Raw genomic sequence first — 17,789 nt, forward strand, 5'->3', positions numbered from 1 at the left:
CCCAGAGAGAGATAGCGTCATCCAGTTGATCTAGATCGAACTAGAGATCTTATTATCACCCAAAAGTTGAGCCACTACATCAAGATGATCTTGCGTCTCTGTTCTTTGGGTATTAGCCCCACAAGAAGTTATTGTCCACCTTTTTGAACGTAGTTGCGGACAAACTCCTCCGCATTGTCTTCTAGAACTTCATCAATTTCATCGAGCAAATCATCAAGCTCAGCCTTAAGCTTGTCTGACTTATCAGCCGTGCCTGGCGTGACCTCCTCTTCTACCGTCTCTTCTGTTCGAGTCGACGCAGTTTTTCGAATCATCTCACGTTCAGCCATCGTTAACTCCCGTTCTAAGAACCCAACCGTTTTATCAGCTCAGCAGCTGTGGCGCATTCTCTAATTAATTCATCGACGTGCTCAGCACTACCTCTTAGCGGATCCATCATAGGAACCCTACGCAAAGGATCCTCACCAAGATCAAAAATCATAGAATCCCAGTTAGCAGCCGCCACCGAAGGTCCATATTTTTCTAAACATTTACCTCGAAAATATGCCCTAGTTCGTTTTGGTGGCTCATATACCGCATCCGCTATTTCAGTTGGACTAACCACATTTTCCATATTCAATCTATAGAACAAAGATTTTGCCGGTCTTATGTCATGATATTGCAAATCAATCGCTGCAAGCTTTGGGTCATCCCATAGAAGGCCATGTCGTTGCTGATAGCCCTGGACCAACCTATATTTGGCAACCCAATCGAGACGATCAGCGGCCAGCATAGGGTCCCGCTCTAGAAGTCCAAGAGTCTCTTCCCAAGCGCCAAGGAGTTGCTTGGCCTCAACCTCGTCACCCAAAGCCAAAAGGCCGTGGCTCTGAGAATATCGTTTAGCTCGCTCTAGGTATCTATGTTGAAGATCCAAGGCGGTAATCGTCTTACCAGAGGCAAGCCTTAGAACCTTTTTGAGAGTGACGTCATAGGATATCGTTCTAAGCGTTGTAACAGGGTGCTCCAACGATGCTTCTATCCCATCCAAGGCTCCATCTTCTATCATCGCCAAGATAAGGGCCGTTACGCCCACCTTCAACCACGTTGAGAATTCAGACATATTTGCATCCCCAAGAATTACATGCAACCTACGATATCTCGTAGCATCGGCATGAGGTTCATCTCGGGTATTTACAATGGGCCGCTTGAGAGTCGTTTCGAGACCGACCTCTTCTTCAAAAAAATCAGCTCGCTGTGAGATCTGAAATGGAACCTGCTCCTTCGGAACGTAGCTCATCTCAGTACCGACTTTTCCAGCACCTGCGAAGATTTGTCGCGTTACAAAATAAGGGGTAACTTGCTCTACGATCTTGGCGAATGGAACGTTGCGATCCATCATGTAATTCTCATGAGTCCCATAAGAATTACCCTTTCGATCAGAATTGTTCTTATAGACCACTATGGATTGGCCCTGAGGCAAGACCTTGGAAGCCGCAATCATTGAGCGTCGAAGGATCTCCTCGCCTGCCTTATCAAAGACAACAGCTTCGCGCGGCGTCAAGCACTCAGGAGAGGAGTATTCAGGGTGGGCGTGATCTACGTAATATCTAGCACCATTTGTCAAAACCGTGTTGACCAAATGAGTTTCGACCTCGGGGCCCAACAAGAACTCCCGCTGAAAGCCCCGAGCATCTACCATTGGAGACTCGTCGTCAAAGTCCCATCCAACGCGTTTTGAGATCTGCGTTACGTAAGAGTTGACAAGCATCGATGAAGAGGTTATTGGATTGGCATCCGCCACACCAACTGTTTGAATTCCATACTCAGTCTCAACTCCACACACTTTTGCAACTGCCATACTTAGCACATATCCTTAATAAACATCATCTTCGGGAAGTGACCTAGTGATCGTAACCAATAATTTATAGATATTGGCCAGTTCCCACCTTCTCAATCGCTCGACCACCCTTTGCCTCTTTACCTTCAGCAACTAGGGTTCGCACATAGACGATACGCTCGCCCTTCTTGCCCGAGATCTTGGCCCAATCATCAGGATTGGTAGTATTGGGCAAGTCTTCGTGCTCTTTGTATTCCTTGGCGATCGACCAAATCAAATCCTGAGTACAAATTCCGCCATCCGACCCAGCAATTGCTCGCTTGATCGCTAATTTCTTAGCTCGACGCACGATATTCTCAATCATGGCACCAGAAGAAAAATCCTTGTAATAGAGGATCTCCTTGTCTCCATTTTGATAAGTCACCTCGAGGAAACGATTCTCTTCGTCTGTACGATACATCTCTTCGACAGTTCGCTCAATTATCGAACGAACTGTCTTTTCTCGATCTCCGCCGCCGAGGTTTTTCACCTCTGACGGATCAAGCGGAAGGTCAGAGGTGAAATATCGACCAAAGATCTGTGTCGCTGCTGTCTCATTAGGACGCTCAATTTTAATTTTCACGTCAAGGCGTCCTGGGCGCAAAATTGCTGGATCTATCAGATCTTCTCGGTTAGAGGCGCCGATAACAATAACGTTCCTAAGCGTCTCTACACCGTCAATTTCGGCCAAGAGTTGTGGGACTATGGTTGACTCCATATCTGAGCTGATACCGGTACCTCTGGTTCTAAAGAGTGAATCCATCTCATCAAAGAAGATTATGACTGGATTGCCCTCTTCAGACTTTTCACGAGCTCGCTGAAAGATCAGTCGAATTTGACGCTCCGTCTCTCCAACGTACTTATTTAGAAGTTCCGGCCCTTTGATATTCATAAAGTAACTACGCCCAGTAGCTTCGCCTTTTATCGCCGCTACCTTCTTAGCCAACGAATTGGCTACCGCTTTTGCAATTAATGTCTTTCCGCAACCTGGAGGACCATATAACAATATTCCTTTTGGAGCCGGAAGTCGATAATCCAAAAAGAGTGCTCGGTGCAAGAATGGTAATTCGACTGCATCGGTAATCTCTTCGATTTGAGTGTCGAGACCACCCACATCCTCATAGGAGACGTCTGGGACTTCTTCTAGGACCAACTCATCCACCTCAGGCCTTGGGAGCTTTTCTAGGATCAGATTCGTCCGGGTGTCCAATAGAACCGAATCCCCCGAGCGCAGCTTTTCATAGCGTGCATCTCCAGCGACTTCTACCACTCGTTCCTCATCCGCTCGAGCCGAGACTAAGAGCCTCTTACCAGGCTCTAACACATCCTTGACAGTTACAACCTCGCCGACCCGCTCTGGGGATCGTGCAAAAATTACAGCAAAAGAATCATTAAGTGCGACCTCTTGTCCAATCGTTATCTCTTCATCCAGTAGATCTGGATGCATAGAGACGCGCATCTTCCGCCCCGATGTGATGATATCGGCACTGCCATCATCATTCAACGATAAAAAAATGCCATAGGCGCTTGGTGGCTGAGTTAGCTTCTCAACCTCTTCCCTCAGTGTGGCGATATGCTCTCTTGCCTGCTGAAGGGTAACAGTTAGCTTCTCATTACGTGTAACTGTCTGAGATAGCTGTCCATTAACCTCAAGAAGTTTCTCTTCGAGGGCCCGCATCCTAAGTGGCGAATCCTGCAAACGCTGTCTAAGCTCTGCCACCTGCTCAGTAAGCACGGCCACCAACTCTTCCGGCGTTGCATTTCCATTCAATGATTCACTGTTAAAATCGTCATTGCTAGTCGTAGAGACCACCTCCCTAAGCCATACGCTACACCCTATGTCGACACTTTTGACACAGACAAAAGGCGTTTTGATGAACTAGTTACCTCGATTGCATCGTAATTGTCAAAATGTGCCCAATAAAGGACGCTGTCCTTCTAAATTTATATCTTGCGTAATCAACGTTGAATTAAAAAGTAAGTCAAAACGAGCCAAACGAATCACGTGATATAAGAAGGACCAAAGAATGAAAGTCTGGATTGACCAAGATCTATGTACTGGGGATGGACTCTGTGAAGAGATCTGCCCTTCCGTATTTACCCTTCAAGACGATGGCCTTGCATACGTAAAGGATGAGACCACAGTCTTCAACTCTCCCGGCGGAGCCCAGCAGATGGCGCTGGTTCCATCATCCAAAGAGAGCGAAGTTATCGAAGCTTCCGAAGAATGCCCGGGTGAATGTATATTTGTGGAGATGGAAGCTTAGATATCGCACCAGGTTGTAAAGACCCTAGGGCCATGGACATCTAAATTTAAAAACAGTTCCAAAAGACTCCAATTAACTCCTTAGCGCTAAATATGGAAAGATCTTTTAGCAGGTGGCTACAGCACAGAGTCACCTGCTACTTGCTTTCGAGGATAGTTTCAATCCCAGAGCCATCGGAATCGCATGGCCGCAGAAGAATTTGCAATGTCTAATAATTCACATTTACCCAGGAGCCTATCGCTAGAAGGTTTTGGACCTTGATTCATGGCAGGTCTTGGTCTTTTTATTTGCCCCGCACTTTCAGAAGAAGACAAGCAGATAGGCACGCTCATCCTAAAACCAGCAAAAACTTAGTCATCGTTTTTTGGGAGGAGGCTGGGCCATTGCCAAGAAGTGCCCTGGGCCGACACTTTGGCTTAGACACTTTGGCTTAGAGTAGAAATATACGCGATTCAAAGGGGTGCATCTTTGGTGTAATCAATGATTTGATGGTATTCGTATCGATAATCAGACTACCTATAGAGCTCACACTCTGACTTGCTCCTTGAAATCAAGCAAAGAGTATGAGAATGTCGTCGTGTTGAGATAGTCGACTAATTCCTTTGTGACTGGTTCAATCTTGGGAATGAAGCGATTGTGGGTTACAGCAGAGCGCCCTTGCTTCCAAACGTGTTCCTGGGGATTGAGTTGCGGAGAATACGGAGGGAAATGGACTGCTTCGATGTGATGCTCCCTAATTGCCTCTTGAGCGACGCTCCCTCTGTGCCATCCTGCCCCATCCCATATAAGCAGAATCTTCTCTCTTGGGTAGATCTTGCGGAGCTTCAGCAGTATGGCCGCTGTTTCATGCATAGTCTGGCGCTCTGTTGCAAATGCATGCTCCTTGCCTGTCTTGAGGTTCAAAAACCCATAGATGCTCCGGTTCATTCTGGTTCCATTGGTCTCAATTACAGCTGGTGTGGTTCCTTTCGGTATCCACACTTTCTGAGTAGTTGTCGCCTGAGTGAGAACCATCTCGTCTTCACAGAGAATCACCGTATCTGGATCAGAGAATGCCTCTTTCAGACGTTCTTGCTGCTCGTCTTTCCATTCAGCTACCGCTTGTGGATCAGCCTTCTCGTACTGTTTGCCCGGCAGATGGAAGCTGAACTTACTTTCCCGAAACAGAACGTAATAGCTAGTGCTAGAGGCATAGAGAACACCGTATCTGCGCTTGAGTACTGTAGCCAGGATCCGTGTTGACCAAAACGGGGAACTGCTATAGCCGTGGTCATTGGGAGTTGTAGTCGTGAGCATGATTGCCACTTCATCTCTTTGAGACTTTGAGAGAAGTACCGGAGCGTTGTTATGGCGCTTGTCCTTGAATGCCTCAGTGCCAACGCTGCGGAATGACCGTCGAATTCGCTGTACATGCTTGACAGAGAGGGCTGTCCTGTTGAGGGGACTCCCATCTTCAAGGGTGAGAACTGCCAGCGCCCGCTTATATTCGTCGATGTTTTCAGTCTTCGCCATGAATGCTTCAATAGTGGCGAGTTCCTCGGGTGTAAGCATGTCATGAGAAGATTAACACACTTTACAAGAAATTAAAAGGGCTCATTGGAGCATTTCAGAGTGTTATGCGAATAGTCGTTTCCTAGGCGAAGATTAAGCGTGGCCTTAACAATCCAGCAATATTGAGTTTTGATAAGTTATCGAGAGTCAGCGCTGAGAGTTACCAAAGTGCCGATGCTGAACAAAATGCCACTAGCACGACCACTAGCAACGCGACCTTCGTCGAAAGGAGTCTTGCTCAAATGATCAGCGGTTCCCTATAGCAGACAACCCAAGATCACCGGCTAGCCCCCACTTCTATTGATCGCACGATCTGCCTTGTCTTAAAAGTTGCAGTATGCACTAGCAACCCAAAGCATAAAACCAGCGTCTTTTTGTCGTTGACCATGGCAAACCTACAAGCCTTGCTTGGAATGTGGGTCCTCAGAGACGATGTCCATGGAAATCGTGGCAATGGGGTCTTTACTGATCAAAACTTACATACCACAGCAGTTAAATTAAATAAGAATACTGGCGCAATCACCAGGCGTGCGTCTAAATTCTCTGGCCCATAACCACCGGTCTTGGATCGAATTTGCGACCCATCCTGAAAATACGACGGAGCGTCCTCGGCCTCCTTGGACCTTACTTTAGATCCATGGGTTTCCCACAACGAAATCGTGGGTGTCTCGACTTCAAATTCATTTCACCAATCAAGTTGCCTCTAGTATTCCTTTCTGATAGTGTGCAAGTTTATGGACTGGCGATGGAGTTCGCCATAACTGCCACAATGGCTAATGACTCCTACATAGCGTAAGTATCAATACCGTATCGACTTACTTATGGAGGAAATTTTGGTCGTCAGCCCAGTTCTAATTCAAGTATGTCAAGTTCTAACCGTCATACTTGGAGCACCCCTTTTACATGGTTTTATCGTGAAGCTGGAAGAGAAAATTCAGAGAGGCCAAGGACCATCGGTGTTCCAGCCTTATCGTGACTTGATAAAACTTCTGAATAAGGAACTAGTGATACCAGAAACCGCATCATGGGTATTTTGGGTCGCGCCAGTGGTCGCATTCACCTGCATGTTGATTGTACCGATTCTTATTCCAGTGCTGACAAATTATCCTCTCCCGCTGTCCAATATGGGTGACATTTTGGGAGGCGGATTAATTTTAACATTGGGGAGTTTCGCAATCCTCTTAGCCGGACTAGATTCAGGACAACCATTCGGGGGGTTAGGTTCTTCTCGAGCTGTAATGCTGACCATACTGGCTGAACCTACCTTGATTCTCATCTTTGTTGGCGTATCCTTTTTGGACCATTCAATGCTCCCCTTCGTCGCAAACCATTTACTAGTCAGAAACCCCTCCACCTACTGGAGCCCCGCCCATCTATTTTTAGTCTTCGGGTTCTTGATACTTTTAACAGTTGAGACTGATCGACTACCTATCCATTCGTCAATACATTACGAAATCTATATGATTGACGATGCCAGGATTCTTGAATATTCAGGACCATTATTGGCGGTCATCAAATGGTCTACATGGATGAAGCAGTTCATTTTGTACACCATTTTCCTAAATGTATTTTTCTTTCCGTGGGGACTTTCCACGAGCGGATCCATTCCATCATTGCTTTTAGCAATGGGCTTTATTGTCCTAAAATATGGGGCAATTGCCGCGGTTATGTCAGTTACAGACACGATTCAGTCTCGACTACGGTTTTATCGATATCAAGAACCGTTGGCGTTATCATTTTTGTTCGCCGTGGTCGCCTTGATCGCAAATCAGATCTAGAGGTAATGGTATGTTAATAGCTCATTTAAGCTCTCTTGCGACTTCAATTTTCAGCTTTCTGATAACCATTGCATTAGTTTTATCCTTTGTAATGATTGGATCACATTGGCTGAGAAACCACATCTTGGCATTTGCGGCCGAATCTTGGGTCATTGCAATTTTGTCAGCCTCGGTAGCATATTACGGACACTACAAAGAGCTGTATTTAATTGCTATCCTAACGGCGCTATTCAGAGGCAGTTTACTACCCTATCTCCTATTGCGATTGGCAAAAAGGCTTGATATAAAGAGAGAATTTACGCCCATATTTCGGCCGGCCTCTGGCATGGTAATCGGCTCTGTTTTGGTAGTTTTCGCCTTCGTAATAAGTAGATCCCTTGGAGGAACATTAGGTTTAGCGAACAACATCGCACTAACGGCGCTGACAGCAATGTTCGGGCTAAAGCTCATTGGGTTTTTGCTAATGATTCTTCGATCAGAAGCAATTAGCCATATTCTTGGACTTTTAGTAATCGAAAACGGTATTTTCCTAGGATCTCAAATTTTAGTACCTGGACTTCCGCTCCTCTTGGAGCTAGTGATCTTGTTCGATCTGCTAATCATCGTTATGACTTTTGGAATCCTAGTCCGATACCTCAAGCTTGACGTAGGAACAACGTCATCTCGGGATCTCCAAAAGTTGGTTGGTTGAGACGATGAACCTGATATGGATATTATGGACAATTCCCATGGTGGCAATTTTGCTAGGCTTCCTGAGAGGGAAAAGTCTTAGGGACGAGTATGTAAATCTCATATCTTCCCTTGGTGTTTTTGTCGTGTCACTTGTCTTGCTGATTGCAGACGGTAGCAGCCAGAAGGTATACCTATCTGGGTACGTCCTCGTCTCGCCACTTGGAAATTGGGTAACATTCTGCGTAGGAATTGTATATCTCCTCGCATCTATCTATTCAGTTGGCTATATGAAACTCTTAAACGTATCGCCTAGACAGTTGTCGAAGTTCTACAGTTTAATGGAAGGATTTGCCCTTTCGATGCTAGTAGCGGCCTTTATGAACAACCCTGGACTCTATTGGATTGTTATAGATGTCACCACAATAATAAGCGCCTTTTTAGTTGGGTTTGAGCGGGGACCTGAGAGCATCGAGGCTTCTTGGAAGTACCTAATCATTGTTTCCTCAGGTCTATCACTAGCACTATTGGGAATTGTTCTATTCTATTGGGGAGGCACCTTCCACCTGGGCCAGGTATATTCAATGAGCTGGGAAACTTTGCATTCCGTTGCAGAACAGGTCCCGACGCCCCTCTTGTTGACGTCTTTCTTTTTAGTGCTAGTTGGCTTCGGGACAAAAGCTGGATTAGCACCAATGCACACTTGGCTTCCTGACGCTCATAGCGAGGGGCCTGCTCCTGTTTCAGCCATGCTATCTGGTGCCCTTCTCAATACAGCGATCTTGGGAATTGTACGTTTTCTTGCCATCTTAAAGGGCACTAAGTCCTCGGGTCCAGCTCATTTAGCAGTAATAATTCTCGGAGTGTTTTCTCTATTTGTTGCAGCTACTTTCATAGTACGTCAACAAGGCATCAAACGACTAATGGCCTATTCGAGTATTGAACATATTGGCATCATCGCGATTGGCTTTGGCTTTGGAGGGGCCCTGGGTGTCGCAGGGGCTATGTACAACATGCTCAACCACTCCCTAAATAAATCGCTAATGTTTTTCGGTTCCGGGAATGCAATGCGAAATTACAGATCTAAAGAAATCGATAAGATTCGGCGAGTGCTCACCTATTTCCCCGTGACAGGCTCCCTGTGGCTATTGGGCGCCATTGCAATTACGGGCGCTCCTCCGTTCGGATTATTCCAAGGTGAGGTATCTATCCTTCGCGCTGGGATGCAAAGCAAAAATGTTTGGGCGGTTTGGGTGGTGGCAATTCTTCTAATTGTTATCTTTATTGGTTTCCTAAATCACTTCCGAGCAATGTATTTCGGTTTAGATGTTGAACCAGGAAATGCACCAACAATAACAATGAACACTTGGCTGTCACTCCCAATGTGGTTGAGTTTACTAGCGATTGTAGTGTTAGGGCTCTGGTGGCCATCAGGGTTAGTGCATTTCTTCATAAACGCAGGGAAGTCACTTTAATGAGTAAATCAGTTCGAAGATACGTGCAGCCAACGGAACTAATCGATGTAGCGAGGGAACTTCTCGCCCTCGGATGTCGATTTCAGATGGCCTATCACCGCCACAGCGGACGATCCCTAGAGATTGTTTACTTGGTTGATCAAGGCCCCAACCTTGAATTCTTGGAGATAATCGTGCGCTCAGAAGGGGAACTACCTTCCCTTTCTGAGGTCGCCCCGTTACTTAGCTGGTACGAACGAGAGATCATGGATCTCTCGGAAATTACATTCATAGGTAATCCAGAATCTTTTCCACTGGTTGTGCTAAACGGAATGACGCTAGATGGCTCACCATTTGACCCCAACTGCGACGTTCAACCCCTTTTATCAGGAACTCCAGCGTCGCCAAGCCTTCCTGAAATTGAAGCAAGTCAGGTCCAAGACCTTTTTTGGGGTCCAATTCGCGCAGACATCGTTGAAACGGGCGAGTTCCATTTTGCATATATCGGTGAGGAAATCTTGCACCTCACTCCGCGATTATTTTACAAGCACCGTGGAATTGAACACGGCCTTCAAAATCGTGATCCCGCAGCTGGACTCATATTAGCAGAGCGAGTGTCTGGAGTTGGAACAATCAGTCACGGCTTGGCATACTGCCTTGCCGTCGAAAATGCGTTTGGGTTTGAAGTTCCCCAACGTGCACAATTATTGAGAATAGTATTGGCGGAGCTTGAGCGTATCTACAACAATCTTCACTTCTTTGCAATGTTAGCCAAAACGACGACCTTGAAAGTTGGTGAAGCCTTCGGACTACTGCTGGAGGAAGAGGCAAAGCAGATCAATGCCAAGTTGAGTGGTCACCGTCTACTTAGAAATCTTCTGTCCACCGGAGGTTTGCGCAGAGATCTCAACGTTGGGTTTCTCGCCTTTGAGCTTCGGTCCCTCAAAGCAAAGGTTCAAGACTATTTAGATTCGCTTGCCAACACGCAAAGCTACCTAGATCGTCTTATGGAAACCGGCATTCTTTCAGCTGATGCTGCATTCGATTTCGGCGCAACAGGTCCCATCGCGAATGCCTCAGGGCTTCAAAGAGACTTACGTGTCCATCATCCATATTCAGGATATGACGCACTTTCTATGAAAATTCCGCTTCGAACAAAAGGGGATGCCCTTGCCAGAGCCGAAGTTCGTGCCGAATCGCTCATTGGGGCATTTGATTTGATCGATCAAGCTATTGAGACCTTAGAACCAGGTGATATAAACCTATACAAACCAATCGTCCCTGTCGGGACTGTAGATGGACTCGGCTGGACTGAAGGGCCGAGAGGCTCATGTTTTTATGCAGTTCGTTTGAATGATGGAATCTTTGAACGGGTGAAGATAAAGTCACCTTCCTTTTCAAACTGGAAGGCGTTTCCCCTTACGGTTCACTCCTCCAACATGATGGATTACGCGATCAACGAGGCAAGTTTTGGGCTAACAATTGCTGGCGCAGACAGGTAGACAATAATGAAAAATTGGACCCTAAAAGGATTAGTCGCTGGTAAGGCGACAACGAACTGGCCGAACTCAGGTGACAACGATGGTCAAGATGGAGTAGCTGGAATGCCAATCTTTGACCCCAAACAATGCTCCTTGGGGTGCCAAACGTGCGTACAAGTATGTCCCACTAAGGCTTTTAGTGTAGAAAAAAATAATCTAGATGAGGTATCTGTCTCACTCGATTACGGACGATGTATCAACTGTCAAATATGCGTGGAGACTTGCCCAAGCGAAGCCTTGAAAAGTTCTCCCCAACGGGCCATGGTTTCAAGATCGAAAAGTGACCTTGTATCTTCAGACCTGGAGGGCGAACCGGAGGTCAATCGACTTCAAAGTCGAATAAGTTCTATCTTTAGGGGTAGCCTTCGCCTCCGGCATGTCGATGCCGGATCGTGCAACGGTTGTGAATCTGAGCTCGGCGCCCTGAACAGCCCATTTTACAATCTTCATCGCCTCGGAATATTCTTTACGCCGTCACCTCGATTCGCCGATGTCCTGCTTGTTACAGGCCCAGTAGTTCCCCAAATGAAAGAGCCGCTTCTGCGAACTTGGGAGGCAATGCCCAGACCACGTTTCGTAGTTGCCGCTGGGACATGCGCAATTTCGGGTGCACCTTTCGATTTTGGATATTCAGGCGGATATGGCTTAAGCGATCTTCTGCCCGTAGATATTTTTATACCAGGTTGTCCGCCCACTCCCGCAGAACTAATCCATGGTCTGCTTCTACTCACAGATCGAATCGACCAAAAAATACACGGTGGTAGAAATGAGCCTTGAACTAATTTCAATTGGCGCCGTATTATTGGCTGCCACCGTGGTGGCGGCTGGCCTCAAGCAATCCTTTTTCATTACCAGATCTTTTTTCTCCCTAGGAGTGCTATTCCTCCTAATAGGAAGCATGTTTGCATTGCCTCACGGTACCAGAGGCGTCGAACTCTTCCCAAGTGGAGGTCTTGCCGTTACCTTCTCACTTGATGCTTCAGCTAGCTGGCTTGTGGCGTGGGGATTGGCCCCAGCCCTCTTTGCAGGGATTACCATCTCCCGTAGCCGTATCTCCCAGGGCTGGTATGGGGGCGCCGCTCTTACCATTCTCGGAGCAATTGGAGTCGCTGGCTTACAAGACGGGATCTCATTTCTAATCGCCTGGGAAGTAATGAGCTTGGGCGGGGCATTCCTGTTGCTAAACGATCGGCGCGCTCCTACCGCTGATGCGGGTCAATCGAACCTATTCATGCTCTCATTACTTGAAGTAGGCAGCGTCTCATTGCTAATTGGCATGCTGGTGCTTGGATCGCGGGATCCTAGCTTTTCAGTCTGGCACGGCTTATGGCTTGGACTGTCACCACTAGAGACCTTCGGCATCGGAGTGCTGTTCCTGATTGGTTTCGGAGCAAAACTCGGGGTTTTGCCTTTCTATGAGTGGTATCCGTCTGCCTATTCAAGTGGCAGTGGTGCAACCGGGGCAATACTCTCGGGTGTGGTATTAAATGTCGCATGGTATTCTCTAGGTCGTGCACTTCTTCATTGGATGCCAGCCTCAAAAACGCCTCTGCTTTTTGGGGTGTTGGTTCTAGCCGCTGGCGTCATCTCGGCTATTCTAAGCATTTTGTACGGCTTCCAGCAAGGTGATTGGAGAAAACTACTTTCATTTTCGACAGCTGAAAATGGGGGCCTTGCCACAGCAGCACTTGGCGCTGCAATTATGTTCAGAGTTGCCGGACTCCCTGACCTTTCAACCCTGGCTTGGGTTGTTGGCCTTTTGCATCTGGGAGGACACTCACTTGCTAAGGGTTCGCTTATGATCACGGCGGATCAGATTTACGAGACAGGCGGAACCTACGAAATCAGTCAGCATGACGCCTTATCTAGAGCGCCTTGGACCCTAGGCGTTGGCGCCGTAATGGGTGGAATGAGCCTTTCCGCCATGCCTCCTATGGCTGGATTTGTAAGCGAATGGTTTCTTTTCCAAACTCTATTTCAGGCCTTTAGATTCACAAGCTCGACCGGTAGGGTTGCGCTGGCGTTAGCGGGTGCAGGTATAGCGCTAACCGCTGCACTCTCGCTCGCTACCATGATGAAGGTTTTAGGTGTCGGGATGCTAGGAAAAAACCAAAATAGAACGCCACAGCGCCAGACATTGCCCGTTGACCAAAAAAGCCGTTCTCTTGCAGTACTAAGTCTTGGAACATTGGCCCTTGTTTATTCGGTAGGAATGATCTGGTGGATCCGTGAACTTACATATGCATCTTGGATAGGACCATCACAAACCGTAAACCACATGGTTGACGGTTTGCTCCTAGTGCCGCTCTCATCTGGTTTCGCATTTATTTCACCATTTCTCTTAGTTGTAGTAGGTGGATTGCTCTCTCTTATTCCACTGGCACTAATTCGACTTAGACGTCATGGGATCAACGGTTATAGAAAAGTTCCAATATGGGCACAAGGTCTGGAAAAGGTACCCGAATCAAGCGCTACCACCGCTTTAGTATTCTCCAATGCTCTGCGCCAATTTTATAGCTTCATATACCGACCCAAGACTGTTGCCAAGTCTGACGGAAACGAGAAGGGCTACTTCGTAAAACAGGTAAGTTTCGAATACTCGGTGGCTCCAATTTTTGGGCCATTTCTTTTCTCACCAATTGTACGATTAGTTAGGTGGACCTCAGAAAAAACCTCAAAAATGCAAATGGGGTCGATGAACGTTTACATCCTCTACATAGGCTTGATGCTAATTCTGATCCTTGCAATAGCTATTTTTATATAGCCTTAGGTTCGGCCGCCACCGAACTATGCTAGACGCCGACCATGGTAGCCACCATGTCGTAGCACGATGGGTCAATGGCGACTGAAACGTGTAAGTTTGCGCCCATGAAACATGCATACTGTAGCCACTCGATCATTATGCATAACAACAAAAGCCCACAAAGGATGTGCCGAGCCCACCCAATTTCGGCCAATTATGGATTTCTTACCACGAGGTACTGCGCCTCGATAACATTAACCAACAAATGGCCAGATCAAAACCATATTGGTCCATCCACTTAGGGCCCTTTTTGTCAGGGTTCCACAGCCAAAGAGTCAACTCCTCAACAAAACTTCCACTGTCGTAGTTGGCCGGGAAGCATCTACTGCGTAAAAGTTAGAAGACCGACTCAACAAGACATCACCAACTCATCTTTACGTCCGGTGAAGAACGTCCTCGGTCCTATAGCACCTGCACCTTTGGGCCGGAAGACGATAGAAATCAAAAAGACAGAGCAGCTACCAAGAGTGGGGGTAAAATTATTCCTGCGGGCTCGGGACGAAATGGTCTTCCAAGAGGACAGCGCCATCTATTTCTATGGGTTTTACAAAATCGCCAAGGATTCTCGCTTTAGTCAAAAATCCCGTATGAGCGACCATCCTGTGATCGGGTCGAAGAGCACTAGAGGAGTGGTACCACTCCCTCACAAAGACCTCAAGGGTCTCGCCTAAAAAGAAGCCATTGACGTTCAAGCTTGAGCGAAATTTCTCCAACTGGCCAACACTGGTTTGGTAGGCAAGTACAATTCCCCCCGGAACAAGCTTTCCATGGAGGTGTTCTAAGACGCGCCATGGTTCAGGAAGGTCCAAGACCACTCGATCAAACGGGCCATCCTCAATGGCGGTATATGCATCTGCTATCTTTACGGTGTATCTCGATAGCGCACTTGGTCCTAAGTAACTTTGAACATTATTCCAAGCCCTGTTGGCAAAGTCCTGTCGAATCTCATATCCAGTGACTATCGCGCCTGCATTCAACAGGGCCATCGATAAAGCACCAGAGCCCACGCCGCTCTCTAACACTCTTGAGCCTTGGCCGATGTCAGCCATCATCAAAATCTGCCCGAGATCCTTAGGATAGATAACTTGGGCACCTCTAGGCATTCCCGTAATAGCCTCAGCCATGGTGGGGCGAACGGCCCTAAAGGCTTTGCCCTTGGAGCTAAATAGGCGAAAGCCCGGTAGTTGACCGATAAGTTCATCATGAACGATTGAGCCATGATGCGTGCTCGACTTTTTGCCCTGACCCAAATCGATGAATTGGCTTCGCCGCCGCTCATCGATCAGAAGAACTCGCTCACCATCTCTAAATCTATATTCGTCGTTTTCTGGATTCACTGGAAATCAATTCTGCTAATTAAATTAAAAACTTGTCCGCTGAAGGCAATGGTTGGGATTAGAGGCTCGTGCACACCAAAGTCGTAACTCCTCAATCCAGTTGTCTCCGTAGTCTCCACCAAAAAGCTAACGGGATCAAGATCCCACTCAAAGGGCCACGAGAACGGAATCTAAAAAATTGACTGTTGAGGATTTGGTCTAGCGAGTTTTACTCTTATCGTCAGGCTAACGGGCCAACAATTGAGTAACGTCGTAAATCTATTTGACTTTGTAGCTTGTGATTTTGAGATTCTCACCGTCTTTAAGAACGATTCGAGCGTTGCCGCCACGTCCTCTTTTTTTAAGGCGATTATAAACCCATGCACCAATTACGAAATAGCGAACCAGTGGGGAATAACGCGCTAATCGGCCCTTTAAAAGACGATTGATTACGCGGGCGAGAGTTGCGCCTAAACCTTTTTTGACTACCTTAGATGCGGGTGATTTCAACGATTGTATTCCTCTTACGTCCTAAACGATAGCCTAGATAAAGTGCCACCACAAAGACACCAACACCAATTGCAGTCCCAATCGCAGGTAGTGCGGGCAATGCAGTCTTGCCTGCCTTCGTCAAACCCGACTCGAGTTCTTCGAACTTCGCTTTGATGTCTTCTCTAGTAATCTTGTCTTGTGCCACTCAATTCCCTTCGTAAGTTATTATCAACATAAGGTCATCAAACCAAACCTTGAATTCAAGAAATTTATTTAAGCAGTTCTTTGGCTGACGCCTTTCGCCGGGCCGCCTTCAGCGAAACCAGCGTAAGAGCAATACCAACTACAGCGATGATCAGATATGGGATCCAACTTAGATCACCTGTAAATGTTGAACCAGTTTGACTCTGGAGAAGTCGTAAAAATCCAAGTAGCAGTAGGATTACTCCGAGCACCAAAAGAAGCGATCCAGCCAATCCGAAGATTAGATAACGCCCTAGCTTTTTCGCGGGCCCTAAAGTCTCTTGCTTGACATATGCCAAAAGGGTCGCCCTCAAGTCCTCGAAGGGACTCTTGGTCTCAAAGATCTCTTTCAACGTCATTTATCGACCTATCTCTTCAAAAACTACCAACGTCTAATGACTCTCTTTGATCGAAGCTAGTTAGGGTCACAAGCCTATCGGATTCCCAGCATCTTCTCATAAAACTCAATCTGTTCGGCAACGAAGCCGCCTAATGTCTCTAGCCTATTTGATCCAAAGGGTTCCACAAGCAACTCATGGCGTTGGTCTTTATGTAATGGTGTCTTAGCGCACAAAGCCCATAGGCGCATCGTTGGATCAGTTGGCAACTCACTAGAGTCAAAGATATTTACCTTAGCACCCATCTCAATCGCTAATCGGATCGCATGCTTTAGATAATTCTCTAATTCCCCTAGTCGCACTAGGTCAGGCAAGTCCATATCATTGGCACTTCTAATCAAGGCAACCGGATACGGATCGTCAGGCAACCAGTTCTTAACGGAGATTCGCTCGTCTCCCACCACCTCTACAATTCGGTCTCCAGTTGTTAGGAGTCCTGACGAAACGATACGGACCCTCGTTGCATAAAAAGGAGACTCCTCCTGAAGCGGAATAGTAACCTTGTCATTGTCGGTGTCAGCTATCACAAAGCAGCCATCATTACGATCACAGTCTCGAATCAGTTGGTGGTACCGGGGTTCAAAGACCCTAATAGTCAAGCTTTCACCTGGAAATAAGATCAGTGGAATTATAAAGACACCGCTTGGAGTATCGAAAATCATCTATGAGCCCTTCGAGAGATCGACGCCTTTATCAAGTCCATCAACGAAGCCTACGCTCTATCCCTCTCGAGGACGCAAGAAATAAGTAGAGCGAGCAGTCGCAACGAATCGATCAGCGTCGTCATAAACATCCGCGCTTACAAATAGTACTCGCTCACCGCCGGAAATCACTTTCGCGGTGCAGATCAAACGACTGCCGACCTTTGCAGGACGCAAAAACGAAACACTCAAATCGGTATTTGAGGTATAGACCTTTCGCCCAGCAAAGGTGACTGTGGCTGCGCCCATGGCCGAATCGATAAATGCAGCTATGAAACCGCCCTGAATTACGCCCGCCGGATTCGAAAATCTCTCATGTGCAATCATCTGCCAAATGGAGACTCCAGGTGTCGCCTTATCGAGGCACTCCATCCCTAGAGTAAGATCACAGGGAGGAGGGATCTGTATCTTTGGACGCTCTTGGCGTTGCACCACTCAAAACCCCTTAAAACTCGATGAGATAACTCAAACCATTCATAACCTTAGCGGAAGTTGAGGATCAAAAAGATGCAATTATCCTCGAGGAAAAAGGTTCGCGCGCCACTAAAAGATCAAAAATAGCCAGAATCTAACGACGTCGAAAAATAGTTGAAATCTTTTTTGAAAAAAGTCAAGGTTATTTTGAAGAATTGTTCCCTGACTGGAAATAATTTCAATAACATTTTGTTTAGTAATCATCGTTATAAATTCAATGACAACTAATCTGGCCTAATGCACCTTT

The 17,789-nt window shown here is 46.8% G+C and carries 17 protein-coding genes and 1 riboswitch; of the genes, 7 read left to right on the forward strand and 10 right to left on the reverse strand.

Annotated elements, in window-relative coordinates:
• Nucleotides 1-128: 128 nt before the first annotated feature.
• The 3 genes from ACIDITHRIX25_RS94855 to arc form a co-directional block, all read right to left on the reverse strand.
• Nucleotides 129-329 carry a ubiquitin-like protein Pup gene (locus tag ACIDITHRIX25_RS94855; RefSeq protein ID WP_052606877.1) on the reverse strand — a complete coding sequence of 67 codons (201 nt, stop codon included), beginning with the start codon at nucleotides 327-329 and terminating at the stop codon, nucleotides 129-131.
• Nucleotides 330-343: 14 nt separating this feature from the next.
• Entirely contained in the window at nucleotides 344-1,837 is a 1,494-nt protein-coding gene (gene dop, locus ACIDITHRIX25_RS94860; RefSeq protein WP_201733119.1) for a depupylase/deamidase Dop, read from the reverse strand.
• 64 nt (nucleotides 1,838-1,901) lie between these two features.
• Nucleotides 1,902-3,626 (reverse strand): proteasome ATPase, encoded by a 1,725-nt coding sequence (arc, locus tag ACIDITHRIX25_RS94865; RefSeq protein WP_349632171.1) that lies wholly within the window; start codon nucleotides 3,624-3,626, stop codon nucleotides 1,902-1,904.
• Between the two features lie 256 nt (nucleotides 3,627-3,882).
• On the opposite strand from arc, the gene ACIDITHRIX25_RS94870 reads away from it, so the two are divergent.
• On the forward strand, nucleotides 3,883-4,122 hold the full coding sequence (locus ACIDITHRIX25_RS94870; RefSeq protein ID WP_052606879.1) for a ferredoxin: 240 nt from the start codon (nucleotides 3,883-3,885) through the stop codon (nucleotides 4,120-4,122).
• A 525-nt stretch (nucleotides 4,123-4,647) separates the two neighbouring features.
• Here the strand turns inward: ACIDITHRIX25_RS94870 and ACIDITHRIX25_RS94875 are convergent.
• On the reverse strand, nucleotides 4,648-5,673 hold the full coding sequence (locus ACIDITHRIX25_RS94875; protein ID WP_201733120.1) for an IS630 family transposase: 1,026 nt from the start codon (nucleotides 5,671-5,673) through the stop codon (nucleotides 4,648-4,650).
• A 732-nt stretch (nucleotides 5,674-6,405) separates the two neighbouring features.
• Nucleotides 6,406-6,466: riboswitch (Fluoride riboswitch) on the forward strand.
• 40 nt (nucleotides 6,467-6,506) lie between these two features.
• Between ACIDITHRIX25_RS94875 and ACIDITHRIX25_RS94880 the strand changes: the two genes are divergently transcribed.
• From ACIDITHRIX25_RS94880 to ACIDITHRIX25_RS94905, 6 genes are all read left to right on the forward strand, one after another.
• Nucleotides 6,507-7,451 (forward strand): respiratory chain complex I subunit 1 family protein, encoded by a 945-nt coding sequence (locus ACIDITHRIX25_RS94880; protein ID WP_201733121.1) that lies wholly within the window; start codon nucleotides 6,507-6,509, stop codon nucleotides 7,449-7,451.
• Nucleotides 7,452-7,461: 10 nt separating this feature from the next.
• Entirely contained in the window at nucleotides 7,462-8,142 is a 681-nt protein-coding gene (locus ACIDITHRIX25_RS94885) for a hydrogenase (RefSeq protein WP_052606881.1), read from the forward strand.
• Nucleotides 8,143-8,266: 124 nt separating this feature from the next.
• Nucleotides 8,267-9,595 carry a proton-conducting transporter transmembrane domain-containing protein gene (locus tag ACIDITHRIX25_RS94890; protein WP_201733122.1) on the forward strand — a complete coding sequence of 443 codons (1,329 nt, stop codon included), beginning with the start codon at nucleotides 8,267-8,269 and terminating at the stop codon, nucleotides 9,593-9,595.
• Complete coding sequence (locus ACIDITHRIX25_RS94895) at nucleotides 9,595-11,076, forward strand: NADH-quinone oxidoreductase subunit D-related protein (RefSeq protein WP_201733123.1); 1,482 nt, start codon at nucleotides 9,595-9,597, stop codon at nucleotides 11,074-11,076. Before ACIDITHRIX25_RS94890 ends, ACIDITHRIX25_RS94895 begins: the two co-directional genes overlap by 1 nt.
• A 6-nt stretch (nucleotides 11,077-11,082) precedes the next feature.
• Complete coding sequence (locus ACIDITHRIX25_RS94900; RefSeq protein WP_201733124.1) at nucleotides 11,083-11,892, forward strand: NADH-quinone oxidoreductase subunit B family protein; 810 nt, start codon at nucleotides 11,083-11,085, stop codon at nucleotides 11,890-11,892.
• Nucleotides 11,882-13,879 (forward strand): proton-conducting transporter transmembrane domain-containing protein, encoded by a 1,998-nt coding sequence (locus ACIDITHRIX25_RS94905; protein ID WP_201733125.1) that lies wholly within the window; start codon nucleotides 11,882-11,884, stop codon nucleotides 13,877-13,879. Before ACIDITHRIX25_RS94900 ends, ACIDITHRIX25_RS94905 begins: the two co-directional genes overlap by 11 nt.
• Before the next feature lie 518 nt (nucleotides 13,880-14,397).
• On the opposite strand, the gene ACIDITHRIX25_RS94910 is transcribed toward ACIDITHRIX25_RS94905, so the two are convergent.
• From ACIDITHRIX25_RS94910 to ACIDITHRIX25_RS94935, 6 genes are all read right to left on the reverse strand, one after another.
• Nucleotides 14,398-15,255 carry a tRNA (adenine-N1)-methyltransferase gene (locus ACIDITHRIX25_RS94910; RefSeq protein ID WP_201733126.1) on the reverse strand — a complete coding sequence of 286 codons (858 nt, stop codon included), beginning with the start codon at nucleotides 15,253-15,255 and terminating at the stop codon, nucleotides 14,398-14,400.
• Between the two features lie 258 nt (nucleotides 15,256-15,513).
• Entirely contained in the window at nucleotides 15,514-15,744 is a 231-nt protein-coding gene (locus ACIDITHRIX25_RS94915; protein ID WP_052606884.1) for a hypothetical protein, read from the reverse strand.
• Nucleotides 15,725-15,931, reverse strand: a complete 207-nt coding sequence (locus tag ACIDITHRIX25_RS94920) for a hypothetical protein (protein WP_201733127.1) — start codon at nucleotides 15,929-15,931, stop codon at nucleotides 15,725-15,727. Before ACIDITHRIX25_RS94920 ends, ACIDITHRIX25_RS94915 begins: the two co-directional genes overlap by 20 nt.
• Before the next feature lie 64 nt (nucleotides 15,932-15,995).
• A complete protein-coding gene (locus ACIDITHRIX25_RS94925) occupies nucleotides 15,996-16,328 on the reverse strand; it encodes a phage holin family protein (RefSeq protein ID WP_052606886.1) in 333 nt (110 codons plus the stop codon).
• A 74-nt stretch (nucleotides 16,329-16,402) separates the two neighbouring features.
• Complete coding sequence (locus tag ACIDITHRIX25_RS94930; RefSeq protein ID WP_052606887.1) at nucleotides 16,403-17,029, reverse strand: LON peptidase substrate-binding domain-containing protein; 627 nt, start codon at nucleotides 17,027-17,029, stop codon at nucleotides 16,403-16,405.
• Between the two features lie 57 nt (nucleotides 17,030-17,086).
• Nucleotides 17,087-17,503 (reverse strand): PaaI family thioesterase, encoded by a 417-nt coding sequence (locus ACIDITHRIX25_RS94935; protein WP_052606888.1) that lies wholly within the window; start codon nucleotides 17,501-17,503, stop codon nucleotides 17,087-17,089.
• Nucleotides 17,504-17,789 lie beyond the last annotated feature (286 nt).

This window comes from Acidithrix sp. C25 (assembly GCF_904848545.2).